16 protein-coding genes are annotated in these 17,762 nt (G+C 74.4%); 8 read left to right on the top strand and 8 right to left on the bottom strand.

Going from position 1 to position 17,762, the window contains the following annotated elements; genetic code table 11:
• Positions 1-138 precede the first annotated feature (138 nt).
• Both ABZW10_RS04730 and ABZW10_RS04725 read right to left on the bottom strand, forming a co-directional pair.
• Positions 139-882 (bottom strand): gamma-glutamyl-gamma-aminobutyrate hydrolase family protein, encoded by a 744-nt coding sequence (locus ABZW10_RS04730; RefSeq protein ID WP_355359887.1) that lies wholly within the window; start codon positions 880-882, stop codon positions 139-141.
• On the bottom strand, positions 879-2,384 hold the full coding sequence (locus ABZW10_RS04725) for an aldehyde dehydrogenase family protein (protein ID WP_355359884.1): 1,506 nt from the start codon (positions 2,382-2,384) through the stop codon (positions 879-881). The genes ABZW10_RS04730 and ABZW10_RS04725 overlap by 4 nt, the downstream gene beginning before the upstream one ends.
• A 154-nt stretch (positions 2,385-2,538) precedes the next feature.
• Here ABZW10_RS04725 and ABZW10_RS04720 point away from each other — a divergent pair, with 154 nt between their 5' ends.
• Genes ABZW10_RS04720 through ABZW10_RS04710 form a run of 3 tightly spaced genes read left to right on the top strand, consistent with a single transcriptional unit; the run spans position 2,539 to position 5,876 of the window.
• A complete protein-coding gene (locus ABZW10_RS04720) occupies positions 2,539-4,044 on the top strand; it encodes an aldehyde dehydrogenase family protein (protein WP_355359881.1) in 1,506 nt (501 codons plus the stop codon).
• Positions 4,037-5,029, top strand: coding sequence for a 3,4-dihydroxyphenylacetate 2,3-dioxygenase (locus ABZW10_RS04715; RefSeq protein ID WP_355359878.1), 993 nt, complete (start codon positions 4,037-4,039; stop codon positions 5,027-5,029). Before ABZW10_RS04720 ends, ABZW10_RS04715 begins: the two co-directional genes overlap by 8 nt.
• Complete coding sequence (locus ABZW10_RS04710) at positions 5,022-5,876, top strand: fumarylacetoacetate hydrolase family protein (protein WP_355359875.1); 855 nt, start codon at positions 5,022-5,024, stop codon at positions 5,874-5,876. Before ABZW10_RS04715 ends, ABZW10_RS04710 begins: the two co-directional genes overlap by 8 nt.
• A 72-nt stretch (positions 5,877-5,948) precedes the next feature.
• On the opposite strand, the gene ABZW10_RS04705 is transcribed toward ABZW10_RS04710, so the two are convergent.
• Entirely contained in the window at positions 5,949-6,695 is a 747-nt protein-coding gene (locus ABZW10_RS04705) for a class I SAM-dependent methyltransferase (protein ID WP_355359872.1), read from the bottom strand.
• A 329-nt stretch (positions 6,696-7,024) separates the two neighbouring features.
• Here ABZW10_RS04705 and ABZW10_RS04700 point away from each other — a divergent pair, with 329 nt between their 5' ends.
• The gene (locus ABZW10_RS04700) at positions 7,025-8,128 is read left to right on the top strand and encodes an NADH:flavin oxidoreductase/NADH oxidase (protein ID WP_355359869.1); all 1,104 of its coding nucleotides are present in this window, start codon (positions 7,025-7,027) and stop codon (positions 8,126-8,128) included.
• Between the two features lie 143 nt (positions 8,129-8,271).
• A complete protein-coding gene (locus tag ABZW10_RS04695) occupies positions 8,272-9,165 on the top strand; it encodes a hypothetical protein (protein WP_355359866.1) in 894 nt (297 codons plus the stop codon).
• Between the two features lie 40 nt (positions 9,166-9,205).
• Here the strand turns inward: ABZW10_RS04695 and ABZW10_RS04690 are convergent, their stop codons facing one another.
• Genes ABZW10_RS04690 through ABZW10_RS04680 form a run of 3 tightly spaced genes read right to left on the bottom strand, consistent with a single transcriptional unit; the run spans position 9,206 to position 11,484 of the window.
• Entirely contained in the window at positions 9,206-9,952 is a 747-nt protein-coding gene (locus ABZW10_RS04690; RefSeq protein ID WP_355359863.1) for a hypothetical protein, read from the bottom strand.
• A complete protein-coding gene (pip, locus tag ABZW10_RS04685; protein WP_355359860.1) occupies positions 9,949-10,908 on the bottom strand; it encodes a prolyl aminopeptidase in 960 nt (319 codons plus the stop codon). Before pip ends, ABZW10_RS04690 begins: the two co-directional genes overlap by 4 nt.
• 24 nt (positions 10,909-10,932) lie before the next feature.
• Positions 10,933-11,484 carry a DoxX family protein gene (locus ABZW10_RS04680; protein WP_355359857.1) on the bottom strand — a complete coding sequence of 184 codons (552 nt, stop codon included), beginning with the start codon at positions 11,482-11,484 and terminating at the stop codon, positions 10,933-10,935.
• 230 nt (positions 11,485-11,714) lie between these two features.
• On the opposite strand from ABZW10_RS04680, the gene ABZW10_RS04675 reads away from it, so the two are divergent.
• From ABZW10_RS04675 to ABZW10_RS04665, 3 genes are all read left to right on the top strand, one after another.
• The gene (locus ABZW10_RS04675; RefSeq protein WP_355359854.1) at positions 11,715-12,614 is read left to right on the top strand and encodes a helix-turn-helix domain-containing protein; all 900 of its coding nucleotides are present in this window, start codon (positions 11,715-11,717) and stop codon (positions 12,612-12,614) included.
• Entirely contained in the window at positions 12,611-12,904 is a 294-nt protein-coding gene (locus ABZW10_RS04670; RefSeq protein ID WP_355359851.1) for a putative quinol monooxygenase, read from the top strand. Before ABZW10_RS04675 ends, ABZW10_RS04670 begins: the two co-directional genes overlap by 4 nt.
• 155 nt (positions 12,905-13,059) lie before the next feature.
• Positions 13,060-13,749: a polysaccharide deacetylase family protein gene (locus ABZW10_RS04665; protein WP_355359848.1), complete on the top strand. Its 690-nt coding sequence runs from the start codon at positions 13,060-13,062 to the stop codon at positions 13,747-13,749.
• Positions 13,750-13,856: 107 nt separating this feature from the next.
• Here the strand turns inward: ABZW10_RS04665 and ABZW10_RS04660 are convergent, their stop codons facing one another.
• The gene (locus tag ABZW10_RS04660; RefSeq protein ID WP_355359845.1) at positions 13,857-15,950 is read right to left on the bottom strand and encodes a hypothetical protein; all 2,094 of its coding nucleotides are present in this window, start codon (positions 15,948-15,950) and stop codon (positions 13,857-13,859) included.
• Positions 15,947-17,749: an HSP90 family protein gene (locus tag ABZW10_RS04655; protein ID WP_355359842.1), complete on the bottom strand. Its 1,803-nt coding sequence runs from the start codon at positions 17,747-17,749 to the stop codon at positions 15,947-15,949. Before ABZW10_RS04655 ends, ABZW10_RS04660 begins: the two co-directional genes overlap by 4 nt.
• Positions 17,750-17,762 lie beyond the last annotated feature (13 nt).

Below are 17,762 nucleotides of genomic sequence, written 5' to 3'. Positions count from 1 at the left end.
TTTCAACATGATGAGGTCTTCCCAGATTACTTTGGGTGTTACTGGATTTCAGTGGTGTTCAATTCCGATCTCACGCCTGACGCTCCGAAAGGCGCGAGGCCCCCGTCCACCGGTGGACGGGGGCCTCGCGTCGTGCGCTCAGCCCCGGCGGCCCTCGGCGGCCGCGGCCTCCACCAGGGCGTCGAACACCGCCTGCTGGGCCGGGTCGGTGGCCGCCGTGTCCTCCGGGTGCCACTGCACGCCGAGGAACCAGCCGGCCGGTTCGACGAGTTCGACCGCCTCCACGGTGCCGTCGGCGGCCCGCGCCGTCACCCGCAGGCCGTGACCGAGCCGGGCCACCCGCTGGTGGTGGTAGCAGGAGACCACCCGGTCCCCCGGCCCGGCCAGCCGCGCCAGCAGGGTCCCGTCGAGCGGCGTCAGCGGGTGCACCACGTGCCGGTGGTCGAGCCCGGGGCCGCCCATGTCCTGCTCCAGGGTGCCGCCGAGCACGGTGTTGACCACCTGCAGGCCCCGGCAGACCGCGAGCGTCGGCAGTCCGGCGACCAGGGCGTACCCGGCGAGCGCGAGGTCGAAGGCGTCCTGACCGGCGTGCAGGTCGTAGACGTCGGGGTGCCGGGAGTCCTCGCCGTAGTGCGCCGGATCGAGGTCCCCGCCGCCGGGCAGCAGCAGTCCGGAACAGCGCGCGAGCCGTTCGGCGACCTCCTCGGCGCCGGCGGCCCCGGGCGCACCCGGCCCGGCGGGCAGCATCACGAACGGCTCGCCACCGGCCCGGTAGACGGCCTCGGCGAGCGCCTCGGCGGCCACCACGGCGGCGTACCGCAGCGCCGAGACGGAGGCCGAGAAACGGGCGGGCAGCGCGATCAGCGGCCTGGGCGCGCTCACAGCCGGATCCAGGTGGTCTTGAGGTCGGTGTACTTGTCCAGCGCGTGCGCGGACTTGTCGCGCCCGTGCCCGGACTGCCGGACGCCGCCGAAGGGCACTTCGAGTCCGCCCTCCTCGTAGCAGTTGACCCAGACGGTACCCGCCCGCAGCGCCCGCGACATCCGGTGCGCGGTGGAGAGGTCGGCCGTCCACAGGCCCGCGGCCAGCCCGTAGACGCTGTCGTTGGCGATCCGGACGGCCTCCTCGGGGGTGTCGAAGACCTGGACGGCGAGCACCGGGCCGAACACCTCCTCGCGGGCGAGCCGCATCCCCGGGCCGACCCGGTCGAAAACGGTCGGCCGCAGGTACGAGCCGCCGCTCTCCGGCAGCGCGACCTCGCCGCCGGCCCGCAGCCGGGCGCCGTCCCGGTGGGCGGCCTCGACGTGCCCGAGGACGCGCTCGCGGTGGGCGGCGGTCACCAGCGGGCCCATCTCGGTGGCCGGGTCCAGCGGATCGCCGACCCGCAGGGTGCGGGCGCGCTCGACCACGGCGTCCACCACCCGGTCGGCGACCGCCCGGTGGACCAGCAGCCGGGACGGCGCGGTGCACATCTCCCCCTGGTTGAAGAAGATCCCCCAGGCCGCGGTGGCCGCCGCCCGGTCCAGGTCGGGGGCGTCGGGCAGCACGATGTTCGGGGACTTGCCGCCGAGTTCGAGCCAGACCCGCTTGAGGTTGGAGTCGGCGGCGTAGCGCAGGAAGTGCCGCCCGACCTCGGTGGAGCCGGTGAAGGCGAGCGCGTCGACGTCCGGGTGGCGGCCGAGCGCGCGCCCCGCCTCCGGGCCCTGGCCGGCCAGCACGTTGAACACGCCGTCGGGCAGTCCGGCCTCGACGGCCAGCGCGCCCAGGCGCAGCGCGGACAGCGGGGACTGCTCGGCGGGCTTGAGGACGACGGTGCAGCCGGCGGCGAGGGCGGGCGCGGCCTTCCAGGCGGCCATGGTGAGCGGGAAGTTCCAGGGCACCACGGCCGCCACGACGCCGACCGGCTCCCGGGTGACCAGCGCCAGGGCGTCGCCGGGGGTGTGCGGGGCCTCGTCGGTGAGCTTGCCGGCGAGTTCGCCGTACCAGCGGAAGGTGGCGGCGACGGCGCGCAGTTCGATGTCGCGTGCCTCGGTGACCGGCTTGCCCATCTCCAGGCTGATCAGCAGGGCGAGTTCCTCGCGGTGCCGCTCGACCAGGCCGGCGAGCCGTTGGAGCGCGCGGCCGCGTTCGGCGGGGGCGAGCCGGGGCCAGGGGCCGTGGTCGAAGGCCCGGCGGGCGGCGGCGACGGCGGCGTCCGCCTCGGCCCGCCCGCCGGCGGCGACCTCGGCCAGCAGGCGGCCGTCGCGCGGGGAGACCACCGGGAACGTGGCGCCGCCGCCCGGTTCCGGGGCGCCGTCGATGAGGTGGGCGGTCGGGAGGGCGAGTGCGCGGGCGCGCCGCCGCCATCCTTCGTGGGTGTCGTCGTCGTGGGGTGCGCCCGTCACGGTGCCTCCGGTCGAACTCGCGGTGGCGCGAAGGCCATCCGAATGTCATTTGGAGGCAAACGATAGCCAAGGACCGGGCCGCTTCCAAGGGTTGACCTCCCTGGACCCCGAGCTCTACGTTGTTTGGAGCCAAACGAGAACCAGGAGGGCGCGCATGTCCGTCCACCCTGCGGCCGCCGCCGACGCGCCGCCGCCCCACCTCGCGACGGTGGCCGGGGTCCCCGTGGACACCCGCCACTGGATCGGCGGACGCCGCGTCGCCTCCGCCGACACCTTCGCCGACCACTCCCCGATCGACGGCGCCGAGCTGGCCCGGATCGCCCGGGGCACCGCCGCCGAGGCCGACGCCGCCGTCGCCGCCGCCACCGCCGCCTTCCCCGGCTGGGCCGCCACCGCCCCCGCCGAACGCGCCCGGCTGCTGCACGCGATCGCCGACGGCGTCGAGGCCCGGCTGGAGGACCTGGCCGCCGTCGAGACCGCCGACAACGGCGCCCTGCTCCGCTCCCACCGGCGCGGCGTGATGCCCCGGGTCGCCCACAACTTCCGGTTCTTCGCCGACCGGCTGCTCGCCCTCGGCCACCCCGGGCTGGACACCCGCGGGCACGCCAACCGGGTCAGCTGGGACCCGGCCGGACCGAGCGTCCTGATCACCCCCTGGAACGCCCCGCTGATGCTGGCCACCTGGAAGGTCGCCCCCGCCCTCGCGGCCGGCAACACCGTCATCCTCAAGCCCGCCGAATGGTCCCCGCTCACGGCCTCGCTGCTCGCCGACATCGCGGCCTCGGCCGGACTGCCCGACGGCGTCCTCAACGTCGTCCAGGGCCTGGGCGCCGAGGTCGGCGCACCGCTCACCGCCCACCCCGGCGTGCGGCGGATCAGCTTCACCGGCTCCGTCCCCACCGCCCGGCGGATCGCCGAGGCCGCCGGGCGCAACCTCACCCCGGTCAGCCTGGAGCTCGGTGGCAAGTCCCCGCTGCTGGTCTTCGCCGACGCCGACCTCGACCTCGCCGCGGACCTCGCCGTCGAGCAGTTCGACAACGCCGGGCAGGTCTGCCTGGCCGCCACCCGGCTGCTCGTCGAGGCCTCGGTGGCCGAGGAGTTCACCGCCCGGCTCACCGCCCGCGCCGCCGCGCTGCGCCAGGGCGACCCGCGCGCGGAGTCCACCGACCTCGGCCCCACCATCCATCCGCGCCAGCTGGAGCGGATCGACGGCTTCGTACGGCGGGCCCTGGCCGCCGGCGCCCGCGCGGTGTTCGGCGGCGGGCCCAACGAGGAGCTGGGCGGCCTCCACTACCGGCCCACCCTGCTGACCGGCGTCCACCAGGACTCCGAGATCGTCCAGGAGGAGGTGTTCGGCCCGGTGCTCACCCTGCAGACCTTCGACACCGAGGAGGAGGCGGTGGCCCTGGCCAACGGCACCCGCTTCGGCCTCGCCGCCACCCTCGCCACCGGCGACCGGGAGCGCGCCGACCGGGTCGCCGACCGGCTGGTGGCCGGCACCGTCTGGGTGAACTGCTTCTTCGTCCGCGACCTGCGCGCCCCGTTCGGCGGCTCGCGCGAGTCCGGGATCGGCCGCGAGGGCGGCGACTGGAGCTTCGACTTCTACGCCGACCTGCGCAACACCGTCACCGCGCCGAGGGGGTGGGCGGACCATGGGTGAGATCGTCGGCGCCGGGCTGCTCGCCCACGTACCCACCATCGTGCTGCCCGAGGCCACCCGGCGCGAGCTCAACGAGGGCCGGGAGGTCACCCTGGTCACCGGCCTGCGCGAGCTGCGCCGGGACGTGTTCGAGACGCTGGACTACGACACCGTCGTCGTCCTCGACTCGCACTGGGCCACCACCGTCGAGTTCGTGATCGCCGCCCAGCAGCGCCGGGCCGGGCTGTTCACCTCCGAGGAGCTGCCGCGCGGCATGCGGCGGATGCTCTACGACTACCCCGGGGACCAGGAACTCGCCTACGCGGTGGCCCGGTTCGCCGACCGCCACGACACCTGGATCACCCCGATCGACGACCCCTGCCTGCCCGTCCACTACGCCACGATCAACCTCTGGAAGTACCTCGGCGAGGGGCTGGCCGACAAGCGCTGGCTGAGCATCGGGGTCTGCCAGACCGGCGACGCCGAGGACCACCTGCGGCTCGGCCGGGCGCTCGCCGACGGCATCGCGGCCGTCGACCGCAGGGTCCTGGTGATCGCCTCGGGGGCGCTCTCGCACACCTTCTGGCCGCTGCGCCGGCTGCGCGACCACGAGTCCAGCGACCCCGTGCACATCTTCACCCCCGAGGCGCGGGCCGCCGACGAGCAGCGGATCGCCTGGTTCCGCGAGGGCCGGCACGACCGGGTGCTCGACACCATGGACGACTTCCAGCGGTTCAAGCCCGAGGCCCGCTTCGGCCACTACCTGATGCTGGCCGGCGCCCTCGGCGAGCAGCGGTGCACCGCGCCCGCGCGGCAGTACGGGGAGTACGAGAACTCGGTCGGCACCGGGCAGGCGCTGCTCTGGTTCGACCGCCCGGCGGCGGGCTGGGCCGCGCCACCCGCCGGCGCCTCCGCCCACCGGCAGGACCCGCATCACCACGTCGACCCCCACCATCACGTCGACCCGCACGAGGCCGACCCGTACGAGGAGACCGCCCATGCCTGAGTACCGCCGGATCCTCCTCGACGGCGCGGCCGTCGAGGTGCGCCGCGAGGGCGAGGAGCTGGTGGCCGGCGACGGCCGCCGCGTGGCCGCCGACACCGCCCGGCACCTGCCGCCGGTCGTCCCGGGCAAGATCGTCGCCGTCCACCTCAACCACCGCAGCCGCGTCGAGGAGTTCGGGATCCGGCTCACCCCGGCCCCGACCTACTTCCACAAGCCGGTCTCCGCCCTCAACGCCCACGGCGGCGCGGTCGTGCGCCCCGAGGGCTGCCACTACCTCAACTACGAGGGCGAGGTGGCGATCGTGATCGGCCGCACCTGCCGCAACATCGCCCCCGCCGAGGCGGGCGCGTACATCGCCGGCTACACCGTCGCCAACGACTTCGGCCTGCACGACTTCCGGGACACCGACGCCGGCTCGATGCTCCGGGTCAAGGGCTCCGACACCCTCGGCCCGCTCGGACCGGGCCTGGTCACCGACTGGGACTTCCGCGGCAAGTACCTGCGCACCTACGTCAACGGCGTGCTCGTCCAGGACGGCTCCACGGACGAGATGGAGTGGGACATGCACTACCTGGTCGCCGACATCGCCCGCACCATCACCCTGCACCCCGGCGACGTCCTGCTCTCCGGCACCCCCGCCAACTCCCGCCCGGTCAAGCCCGGGGACGTCGTCGAGGTCGAGGCCGAGGGCCTCGGCCGCCTGCGCAACCACGTGGTCACCGGCCCCACCGCGATCCGCACCGACGTCGGCGCCCAGGTGACGGCCAGCGAGGAGGTGCTCTCCACCGCCCTCGGCGGCGACTGGGAGTTCCGCGGCATCCGGCCCCCGGTGCGGACCGCCTCCTGAGCACGGACCGGCGCGGGGCGGGCGGCGGCCCGCCCCGCGCCGTACTGGCCGGACCGCCGCCCCGGCCGTCGGTCAGCGACGCATGAGCGCGAAAACGCCCCAGCCGACGTACTCGCGTTCGTAGCGCACGTACCGGGCCGGAGCCGTGTCGAGCTCCGCACGCAGTCCGGCGGCGAGTTCGTCGTCGGGGTGGGTGTCGAGCCAACGGCGGACGTTCAGCCACTGCGCGGCCCGGTAGCGGTCCCAGCTGTCCTGGTCGGCGAGGACCATCTCCACGACGTCGTAGCCGAGTGCGCCGAACTGCTCGACGAGCCCGGGCAGGAGGAGGAGGTCGTCGACGCTGTCGACGTGACAGCCGGTCACGGCGTCCTGCTCCGTCGGCCGGCGCCGCCAGAACGGCTCGCCGATGAGCATGATCCCGCCCGGCTTGAGGCTCCGCTGCAGGAGCCGGACCGTGCCGGGGACGCCACCGCCGATCCAGCTGGCGCCGAGGCAGGAGGCGACGTCGACGGGCTCGTCGGCCACATGGCCGCCGGCGTCCCCGTGGACGAAGCCCACCCGGTCGGCGACACCGAGCTCGGTTGCGCGGGCCCGCGCGCGGCCGATGAACGCCGTGCTGATGTCCACTCCGGTGCCGGTGATCCGGTGGTCCCGGGCCCAGGTGCACAACAGCTCCCCCGACCCGCAGGCCAGGTCGAGCACGCGCGCCTCGGGCGGCAGCCGCAGGGCCCGCCCGAGCGTGGCCAACTTCTCGCCGGTGAGCGGGTCGTGGATGCGGTGGCTGCTCTCGCGGATGACGAAACTACGTGGGAGATCCACTTCGGAGTGTCCTTCGGTCGGATGAGGTCATGGCAGCTGTTCGCGGCTTCCACCAGTCGGCCGCGCCGGTCCGAACGCCCATCCCACACACCTCCGTCGTCGTACCCGTTACCGAATGATCGCCAAGGTAGGCCGACCGCCCGCGGCTGTCCACCGATTTTCGGGGACACGCCGCCCCGGCGTCGGCGGGCGGGGGCGGTCGGGCCAAGGGCCGGCGCGGCTTGCATTTAGGGCGCGCATGCAATTATTGTTCCAGCAGAGATTGCGGCTGCAATCACTCGCGGGTTCCGTCTGCGCTCCACCCTCCGTCCTGACCAGGAGAGTCCGACATGAGCACCAGCCTCTTCAGCCCCTTCACCCTGCGGTCGCTCACCATCCCGAACCGGATCTGGATGCCGCCGATGTGCCAGTACAGCGCCGCGCCGGACGGCGAGCTGGCGGGTGTTCCGCACGACTGGCACTTCACCCACCAGGCCGCACGCGCCGCCGGCGGCACCGGGCTGATCATCACCGAGGCCACCGCCGTCAGCCCCGAGGGCCGGATCTCGCCCTACGACCTCGGCCTGTGGAACGACACCCAGACCGAGGCCTTCCGCCGGATCACCGCCTTCCTCAAGGCGCAGGGCACCGTGCCCGCGATCCAGCTCGGCCACGCCGGGCGCAAGGCGTCCACCGAGCGGACCTGGGTCGACCGCGGCCGCGCGATCCACCCGGACGAGGCGCACGGCTGGACGCCGCTCGCCCCCAGCGCCGTCCCGTTCGACGACGCCCGGGTCACGCCGGAGGAGCTGACCGTCGAGCAGATCGGGGAGATCGTCGGCCAGTTCGCCGACGCCGCCCGGCGCGCGCTCGACGCCGGCTTCCAGGTCGTCGAGATCCACGGCGCGCACGGCTACCTCGTCCACGAGTTCCTCTCCCCGTTCAGCAACCGCCGCACCGACGCGTACGGCGGCTCCTTCGAGGGCCGGACCCGCTTCGCCCTGGAGGTCGTGGACGCCGTCCGCGCGGTGTGGCCCGACGACCTGCCGGTCTTCTTCCGCATCTCCGCGACCGACTGGCTCACCGAGAACCCCGAGGACGGGCGCGAGGGCTGGACCTCGGCGGAGACCGTCCGGCTCGCCAAGGAACTGCTCGTGCACGGCGTCGACCTGCTCGACGTCTCCACCGGCGGTCTCGTGCCCGACGCCAGGATCGAGGCCGCCCCCGGCTTCCAGGTCCCGTTCGCCGAGGCGGTCCGCCAGGAGACCGACCTGCCGGTGGCGACCGTCGGCCTGATCACCGAGCCGGCCCAGGCCCAGCAGATCCTCACCGACGGCCGCGCCGACGCCGTCCTGATCGGCCGCGAGCTGCTGCGCAACCCGTACTGGGCCCGCCACGCGGCCACCGCCCTCGGCGGCGAGGTCGCCACCCCGTCGCCGTACCACCGGGCGTAGGGGGGAACGGAACGCCCCGGCCACCGCCCCGTTGAAGAGGGGTGGTGGCCGGGGCGTTCCGGCACTCCCGCGCCATCGGTCGTGTCGGCGGCGGCCGGTACCTTGTGTCCGCCCGTGCGACGCGACATGAAGGAGTGCTCACGATGACGCCCGAGACGGCTCCGGCGACCGACCCCGGTGGGTGGGACGCCGCGCTGGCCAGTGCCTTCGCGATCCTGCTCGACGGCAACCCGGCCATCGATCCGGCCGCCGATCCGACCGTCGGACCCGCCGCCGGGTACGGGGTCTACTACGCCTCGGACTCCCTCGACGAGTTCCTGTTCCCGAGCCCCTGGGTGACTTCTGACGCGCTGTCCGGCCGGGAACCGAGGCAGCTTCCGGATCCGGACGGCGAGTTCCCCTTCTCCCCCTGGACCTGGCGGTTCGACCTCGGCGGATCGCTGTTCCGCTTCGACGCCGACCTCCTGGCGGGAACGGGGCCGTGGGGCGAGGACGGACACAAGGGCCCCCGGCCGTTCGGCGACGCCTTCGTCGCCGACCTGCGGACCGTCGCCACCGTCGACGAGTTCGGTGAGGCGCTGGTGCACGGCGCCGACCTGGGCCCGCTCCTGGCCCGCCACGAGCTCGATCTGACCGACCGGAACGCCGAGAAGCTGAACACCTGGCTGACCGTGCTGCTGCGCGTCGCCACCGACGGCACGCTCACCGACGCCCTGCGGGCCGCCACGTTCACCGAGCGCGGCCCCGAACACCTGGTGTCGGTCGGCGACATGAGCCGCGCCCGCTCCGCCGCCGAGCCCTGGGAGGAGCGGCTGGGCACGCTCACGCACCCCGCGCTCCGCGACCACCTGCGGATGCTCTGCCTCTCCCGGAACGACGCGCGCAGCGAGGGCGGCTTCTACTCCGGCGCCGGCAACTGGCCGTGGAGCGACATCCTGGAAGCGGTCGGCTGCTCCCTGGTGGCGGGCTGGGGGTTCGGCGAGTCCCAGGCCGGAACCGCCGTCGTACGGCTGCCGGAGCAGCCGCCGGCGCGCTGAGCGGGTGGGCGGCCGCGCCGACGACGCGGCCGCCCCCCGGTCAGTTTCCGGCCCCGGTGCCGAACAGGTGCAGTTCGTAGGTGTCGCCGCCCCGGTCCTCGCTGTGCCACTTCCGCAGGAAGGCCGCGGTCGCGCCGCGCCGCAGCAGCGGACTGGTGACGGTGAGACCCGGTCCCGTCGCGAAGAGCTCGTCCACGCGGGGCACCATGCCGTCCAGCCAGGCCCGGACCTCCGCCGGGGTCCCGGCCGGACGGTCCGCACCCGCGCATTGCCGCAGGAACGCGATGCGGTCGACCGCCGCGGCCGTCACGGAGCAGGTCACCCTCTCCAACTCGCCGTCGAAGGACCACACGGCGGCGATCCACTCCGCCACCCCGCCGTCCGCCTTCTCCCCCGACGTGTGCCAGACGGGCGGCCCCGGGAAGTCGACCTTCTCCCGTTCCTTCAGCGTGATGCCCCGGCCCGCGGCGAGACGCTTCAGGAAGGTCTCGCCGGTGTAGCCGGGCTCGATCACCCGGGCCCTGAGCAGTGGCAGCGCGGACTCCCCGGTCACCGGACGGTCCGGCCAGTCCGCCACCGTTCGGGTGTCCTCGACCACCGGCGGCGAGGGGGCCACCGGCGGCGAGGGGGCCGGCGACGGTTCGGCCGGACCCTCGGCACCCACGGGGCCGTCCGCCCGCTCCACCCCTTCGCGCTTGAGCAGCGAGCACTCGGAGACGGAGACCAGGAGCGCCAGCGTGGCGAGCACGGTCGCCGTCCGGGTCACGGTGGCGCGGGTGGCGTTCATCGGGTCTTGAACTCCTCGAGGGCCTCGCGGACGGTACGGCCCATGAGTTCGCTGCCGGCGTGACCGGAGTCCTCGATGATGTGCAGGCGGGCTCCCGGCCAGGCCTTGGCCAGCTCCCAGGCGGTCTGCACCGGGCAGCCCATGTCGTGCCGGCCGTGCACCAGCACCGCCGGGATGCCCGCCAGCTTGGCGGCGTCGCGGATGAGCTGTCCCTCCTCCAGCCAGGCGCCGTGGCCGAAGACATGGGCGCAGATCCGCACGAAGGCGATCCGGGCGTCGGTCTCCTGGCGGCTGTACATGCCGGGCACGCCGTTGGGCTCGTGGGAGACGACGGCGTCCTCCCAGGCCAGCCACTGCGCGGCGGCCCGCTCGCGGACGGCCCGGTCCGGATGCTCCATCAGCCGGGCGTAGGCGGCGAGCAGGTCGCCGTCGCGCTCGTCCTCGGGGACGGCGTCGCGGAAGCGGTCCCAGGCCTCCGGGTGGAACTGTCCGGCGCCCCGGTAGAGCCAGTCGATCTCCGAGCGGCGGGCGGTGAACACGGCCGCGATCACCACCTCGGTCACCCGCTCGGGGTGCTGCTGCGCGTAGGCGACGGAGAGCGCCGAACCCCAGGAGGCGCCGTTCACCAACCACCGTTCGATGCCCAGGTGTTCGCGAAGCCGCTCGATGTCGTCGATGAGGTGCTGCGTGGTGTTCAGCCGCATGTCCGCCGCCGGGTCGCTGGCGTGCGGGGTGCTGCGGCCGCAGTTGCGCTGGTCGAAGCGGATCACCCGGTAGGCGTCCGGGTCCCACGCCCTCGTCGGACGGTCCGGGGTGCCCGCCCCCGGACCGCCGTGGATGTGCACGGCGGGCTTGCCGTCCGGGTTGCCGAGCTGTTCGTAGTAGAGGCGGTTGCCGTCTCCGGTGTCGAGGAACCCGCGGTCGTAGGGGCCGGTCGGAGGATAGAGATCAACCATGGCCTCCGATCGTACGCGGGTTCGTCAACGCACGGCCCGGGAACGGGAGATCTGCGGCGCCTCGGCCACCACCGGTTCCGCCTCCGGATCCTGACGGGGCGCCGGCACCTGCCGCTCGCGGGTGGCGACGGTCAGACAGGCCGCGATCAGCACGATGTTCTTCAGGATGTACTGCCCCTCCAGCGTCGGCACCGGGGGGACGCCGTGGGCCCACACGTCGTTCGGCAGCAGGACGAGCGTGGCGAACACGCCGGTCATGTGGACGAAGAACACCGTGAGGGTCAGTCGGCGCAGCAGTCCGGTGACCAGACCGAGCCCGATGGCGACCTCCATCAGCGCCAGCAGGAAGCGCGAGACGCCGGGCGGGACGGCGTCGAAGGTCATCAGGCTCATGCAGCGGGTGGCCAGGTCCTCGGCGGGACTGGTGCCGGGGAAGAACTTCGGCAGCCCGAACCAGAGGTACAGCACCCCGACGCTGACGCGCAGAACGCCGGGGGCCACGCGCCGGTAGGCGTCGGCGAACACTTCGGCGCGACGTCTGGACGAGCGCACCACCCGTGCGGAAAACGACTCCATCCTGCCCCTCCTTCGGATCCGACAGAGTTCCCAGCACCGAACGGGGACGGGACATGTCACGTCCGATGGGATCCGGGTGAGGGGCGGCCCGGGGCACCGGCCGTGGCACGGCCTGTCAGGTACTGGCTCAGAAGGCCGCAGCTTAGCGCCCTGTTGCCGCGCGGCATAGGCTCTGCGGGGTGCTTGACCACACGGGGAGGGGCACGGAGGCGCCTTCTACCATCTCCGTCATGACTCCACCACCCTCGGCGAGCGCCGAAGTGACGGTCCGTCCATGTTTCGGCCACGCGCCGCCCGCGCCCGGACTGCGGACGTTCGTCGAACGGTACTGGTGGTCCGAGGGCGAGGCCGGCTCGCTGCCCCGGCTGCTGCCGGGGACGGGGGCCGAGCTGTGGGTGCACTGGGCGGGCGGGGTGGCGCTGCGCGCGCCCGACGCCGCCGGGACGCCGACGCCGCTGCCGGGCGCGCACCTCGTCTGTCTGCGCCGCGCCGCCTGGCGGTTGGACCGGCACGGCGGGGCGGGCGGCTTCATGGCGGTGCGGTTCCGCGCGGGCGCGCTGCGCCACCTGGTGCCGGTCGGCCTCGACGAGCTGGCCGACCGGGTGGTGGACGCCGAGGACCTCTGGGGCGCGACCGGCCGGCGGCTGGTCGACCGGGTCCGGACGGCCACTGGTGCGGCGGAGCGGATCGCGGCCCTGGACCGCTTCCTCACCGGGCTGCTCGCCGAGCACCACCGTCCGGACGCCTGGCTGGACGCCGCCGTCGGGCGCGTCTACCGCCGGCCGGCCGGGCTGCGGATCGACCGGCTCGCCGAGACCGCCGGGGTCGGCGAGCGCCGGCTGCAGCGGGCGTTCCCGGCGGCGGTGGGAGCCGGGCCGAAGGAGTTCCAGCGCCTCGCGCGGTTCCAGCGCCTCGCCCGGCACCTCCTGCGGGAGGACCGACGCGACTACCTGCCCGCGGCGTTGGCGGCCGGCTACTACGACCAGAGCCACTTCGTCCGCGAGTTCCGCCGGCTCACCGGCGAGCGGCCGGGCGACCTGCTCGGACGGGGCCTGTCGCATTTCTACTATCGGCCGCTCCCGGCCGGCGGCCAGGCTGGCCCCCTACCGACGAGGAAGGAACTCCCATGACGATGGTGCTGGCGATCCTGCGGGCGCGACCGGAGCAGGCGGACGCCCTGGACGCGGCCCTGCGCGAGGTCGCCGAGCAGACCCTGCGCGAGCCGGGCGCGCTGGCGTACACGGTCGGCCGCCAGGACGGCGAGCGCTTCCTGGTGGTGGAGCGGTACGCCGACCACGCGGCCCGCCAGGCCCACTTCGCCGCCCCCTACGTGACCGGCCTGCTCGCCCGATTCCCCGAACTGCTGGCCGAGGAACCGCTGGTGGAGTTCGCCGACGTGCTCACCGCCTTCGCGCGCTGACCTCTGCCGGACCGCCCCCGCGAGCTGGCCGAAGTACGACCCCCGGGCGCCCCGCCCCCGGGACGGTGCGGGGACGGAGCGCTACATTGGGCGCCTGTGCCGGGCAGGGGGCGGGCACCGGGTTCGTTCCCGTGCCGCGGCCGTTGGGAGGACCCGTGTCTTCGCCCCGTGCAGCGGACCGGCCCCGGGGGCGCCGGGCCGCCCGGTTCGCCGTCGGAACCCTGGTCGCCGCCGCCACCGCCGTCGTCGCCCTGCCCGCCGTCCCGGCCCAGGGCGCCGCGGCCAAGGTCGTCTACCTCACCTTCGACGACGGCCCGAGCCCCCGCTACACCCCGCAGGTGCTCTCGCTGCTGTCCCAGTACGGCGTGCGCGCCACCTTCTTCGAGATCGGCCAGAACGTCGCCGCCAACCCCGAGGTCACCCGGCAGGTCGGCGCCCAGGGGCACAGCGTGCAGAACCACAGCTGGTCCCACCCGGACCTGCGCAAGCTCTCCAAGTCCGCCTTCCAGTACCAGGTGTCGGCCACCGACGCACGCATCCGGGCGCAGACCGGCACCACCCCGTCGTGCCTGCGCCCGCCCTACGGCGGCGTGAACGGCACCGTCCGCTCGGCCGCCGCGGGCCTGGGCAAGAGCGTCCAGCTGTGGAGCGTCGACCCCCAGGACTGGGCCCGCCCCGGCCGCGCCGCCATCGAGCGCCGCGTCCTCGACGCCGTCAAGCCCGGCTCCGTCGTCCTCCTCCACGACGGCGGCGGTGACCGCGGCCAGACCGTCGCCGCCCTGCCCGCCATCCTGGGCACCCTCAAGTCCCGCGGCTACACCTTCGCCCTCCTCCCCTGCCGCTGACCGCCGGCGCCCCCGGCCCGCCGGCACTCGCCGACCGCGCCGACCGCGCCGACCGCGCCGGGCTGACGGTGTCGGACCTCCGGTCGGTGCACGACTGAACGCCCTCGTCAGTACTCCTCGGCCTCCAGGATGTCGTCCTCGGTGATCTCGTGGGCGGTCATCAGGGCGGCGGCCTCCTCGCCGGCGCCGCGCAGGCGCAGGGCGCGGACCAGGAGCAGTGCCGGGTCCCAGGGGTGGTCCGCGGTGGCGAGGGCGGCGCGGGCGGCCTCCTCGGCGGCGGCCGGGGCGTTGAGGCGCAGGTGCTCCTCGCCCAGGTCGGTCAGGACGGCGCCGAGTTCATCGGTGAGGTCGTCGCTCTCGGCCGGGCCGGTGGCGCGGTGGTGTTCCAGGAGGGTGCGGGCGGTGGCGAGACGGTCGGCGGCCTCGCGGTGGCGGCCGACCGCGCGGATCTGGTCGACGTAGCCGCGCAGGACGGCCACGACCTCCCTGGTGGGCACGGCGGCGGGGGTCGGGGGGTCCTCGGTGAGGATCGCGTCGAGGGTGCTGCGGGCCTCCGTCAGAATGTCCCGCAGGGTGCCGGTCTCCGCCTCCGTTTCGCTGTAGGGGTGGCGCCACATCGCCTGGACCAGCGCGCCGAGGCCCTCGGTCCGCCGGCCGGCGGCGGCGAAGCCCCGCGCCGCGGCGAGGTAGCGGGCGGCCGAGTCGGCGCCGTAGTCGAGCAGGTCGCCGAGGTCGGCCTCCAGTTCGGGCCGGGACGGCAGCGAGGCGGGCCGCACGGCGTCGTCCGTGTCGTCCAGGAGCTGGCGCAGCCGCTCGGCGGCGTCTGCGCGGTCGCCGGTCTCCTTGCCGATCCGGGCGAGCAGCCAGCGGCAGGCGGCGGCCTCCTCGGGCGTGGCGTGCCGGTCGAGTTCGCGCACCGCCTCCTCGGCGGCCTCGGCCGCCTCGGCGAAGCGGTCGGCGCCCAGCAGGGTCTCGGCGAGTTCGACACGGGTGCGGGCGGCGGCGGCCCGGTCGCCGGCCGCGACCAGGGTCGCGACCCGGTCGGTGAGGCGGTGGACGCGCTCACCGCTGCGCGAGCGCGGGTCCCCACCGGAGCCCGCCGGCGGGGCGGGCTCACCGATCGGTCCGGCGGCCATCCACTCGCGTATCCGGGTGCTCTCGACGGTGTTGCCGTTGCGCTCGTCGAACCGGGCCGCCACGCCGAGGGCGCGCTCGCGCAGTTCGGCGGCCAGCACGGCGACCGGGGTGTCCGGGCGGCGGCGGCCGTCGACGGTGGGGAAGCGCAGCAGCAGCTCGCCGTCGCCGCCCGCCTCCACCGCCGACAGCACCGCGACGGCCGCCGCGGCGAAGTCCATCTCGGCCATCGGGGTCCGGGCCCGGTCCAGCCAGGACAGGTGGCGTTCGATCAGGTCGAGCCCACGCCCCGGGTCGCCGCTCCAGACGCAGAACAGCACGTTCGGGGCCAGTGTGTCGAGGTTGTGCGCGCTGTCCCGGATCCGCCGGTACGCGACGCGGTGCGCCTCGGCGGCCTGCTCGGCGCGGCCGGTCCGCAGGTAGGGCAGCAGCAGTTCGGAGTTGATCCACTGCGGCTGCTCGATGCAGCCCGAGCGGCGGGCCGGCTCGCCGATCCGGATCGCCTCCTCGTCCCGGCCGAGCGCCACCAGCGTGCGCACCTGGCTGCTCGGAACGCAGCCGGAGCAGTCCGAGAGGCCGTCGCGCCGGGTGAGCGCCATCCGCTCGTAGTGCTCCTGGGCGCCGGCGAGGTCGCCGACGGCCTCGGCCAGCAGTCCGCGGTGCTGATGGACGGCGTGCATGCTGTGGCCGCCGCGCCGGTAGCGCCGTTCCATATCGTCGAGCAGGTCGGCCGTCCGCCGCAGCGGGATCTCGGGGAACTCCTGGACGGTGGAGACCATCCACTTGAACTGCCAGAGCAGGTCGTGTTCGTAACCGCTCTGGAAGCGCTCCGGCTCACGGTCGTAGGCCGCCAGGCACCAGGAGAAGGTGAGGAGGGCCTTGGCGGGCGCCCAGCTGTGCTGGAACACGTTGGTGGCCTGCATCCGCACCTCGAAGGCGAACTCGGTGAGCCCGAGGGCGTCGGCGTGGCGGATCACCTCCTCCAGGGCGGCGAACTTCGGCGTCCCGTCGGGCATGCCGTGGGTGCTGCGGAGGAGTTCGCGCAGTTCCTGCTCGGTCCGGCTCACGCTGCGCCTCCGGCGACGGCCCGGCCGATCAGGCCGAGGAAGGACTGGTTGAGGGCCGCGGTGTCGGCCGGCCGCAGCGGATGGTGGCCGAGCAGCAGCGCCTGGACGTAGAGGCCCTCCAGGCACATCGCGCGCAGTTCCGGCTCGGTGAGCGCGAGGACCTGCCGGGCCAGCGGGTTGCGGTGGTTGAGGACCAGCCGGGGCCGGGGTTCGCTCCGGCTCTGGAAGCTGCCGAGGATCGCCGCCCAGGTCTCGTCCACCTGCTCGCGGGCGCCGCGCACGTCCAGCTGGAAGGCGGTGTCGTCGTCGAGCAGGTAGAGGGCGGGCAGGCCGGAGGGTTCGAAGGAGCGGACCAGCAGGTCGCAGCCGAGCCGTGCGAGGACCGGGTCGGCGGCGGCGAGGAAGGGCGCGAGGGCCCGCTCGTCGGCCGCTTCCAGCCGCGCCAGGTGGGTGGCGAGGTCGGCGGCGCGCAGCTGCTCGGTCTCCAGCGAGCGGTCCACGGTGGCGAACCGGTCGATCAGTTCGGCGTCGTAGACGTAGCCGGCGTTGACGACGGCGAGTCCCTGGGCGGCGGCGACCGGCGCCAGCTGGCGGAACTCGTCCAGCAGCGGGGTGTAGCGCAGCAGTCCGTAGCGGGCGGTGAACTCGGCCAGGGTCAGCGGGCCGACGTTGGTCTCCATCGGCCAGAACTCGGTGACCAGTCCGAGCATCTCGTCGTCGTGCAGGGCGAGCGCCTTGACGCCCAGGTGGTGCACCCGCAGGAAGGAGCGCAGCCGGGCCGGCTCCTGGACGCTGAGGCGCACCAGCCAGCCGCGCAGCCGGTCGCCCAGGGCCTCCCGGGTCGCCTCCAGCAGCGAGTCCTCGTAGAGCGCCTCGCGGCTGGCGGTGGGCCGCAGTTCGGTGGTGTCCACGACGCAGCGCACGAAGAACGCCCATTCGGGCAGCAGCCGTTCGGCGCCCTCGGACAGCAGCATCTGCTTGAGGTAGACGCGGTGCGCTGCCGGGACGGCCGGGTTGGCCGGCATCGGCAGGACGAACGCGACACCGCGCAGGCCGGCCTCGGCCGCGGCGATGTCGATGACGTCGAAGGGCGCGAAGCCGAACACCTCCTCGCAGTAGGCCTCCAGGCGGGCGCGGCGCTCGGCGGCGTTCTCGCTCCCGGGGCGGTCCCAGGGGGCCGGTCCGCCGGTGACCGGCTCGCCGTCGACGGTGACCGGGTACGGGAGCCGGGCGCCGAAGTGGGCGACCAGTTCGGTGACGGCGCGGCGGGTCAGCAGGTGCTCGCTGCCGGGGCGCGGGCGCAGGGTGACGGTGGTGCCGGGCTCGGGGCGCTGCTGGTCGGCGGGGGCCGGGGCCAGCGTGTAGCCGCCGTCGGAGCGGCCGTGCCACCGGACGGTGGGGCCGTCCCCGCGGCGGGTGTCCACCTCGATGGCGTCGGAGACCATGAAGCAGGAGAGCAGTCCGATGCCGAACTGGCCCATGAACTCGTGCCGGGCGAAGCCGAGCTCGTCGCGCTTGGAGCTGCGGCCGATGGTCGCGAGCAGTTCGTGCACCTGGGCCTCGCTCAGCCCGATGCCGTTGTCGCTGATCGTCAGCGAACCGTCGCCGGTCGCCTCGCCGGAGGAGATGGCGATCCGGGCGGTGTGCGGGGCGGCGGCCGCGTCGTGCCCGCGCGCGGCGGTGACGGCGTCGACGGCGTTCTGCAGCAGTTCGCGGACGTACACCTGCGGGCTGGTGTAGAGGTGATGGCTCAGCAGATCGACTATTCCGCGCAGGTCGACGCGAAACGTTTGGCTCACGGATTCATCTCCC

This window comes from Kitasatospora sp. NPDC004723 (assembly GCF_040609255.1).
Taxonomy (GTDB): Bacteria; Actinomycetota; Actinomycetes; order Streptomycetales; family Streptomycetaceae; genus Kitasatospora.
Note: the sequence above shows the minus strand (reverse complement) of the source record. Positions and strands in the feature narration are given on the sequence as shown.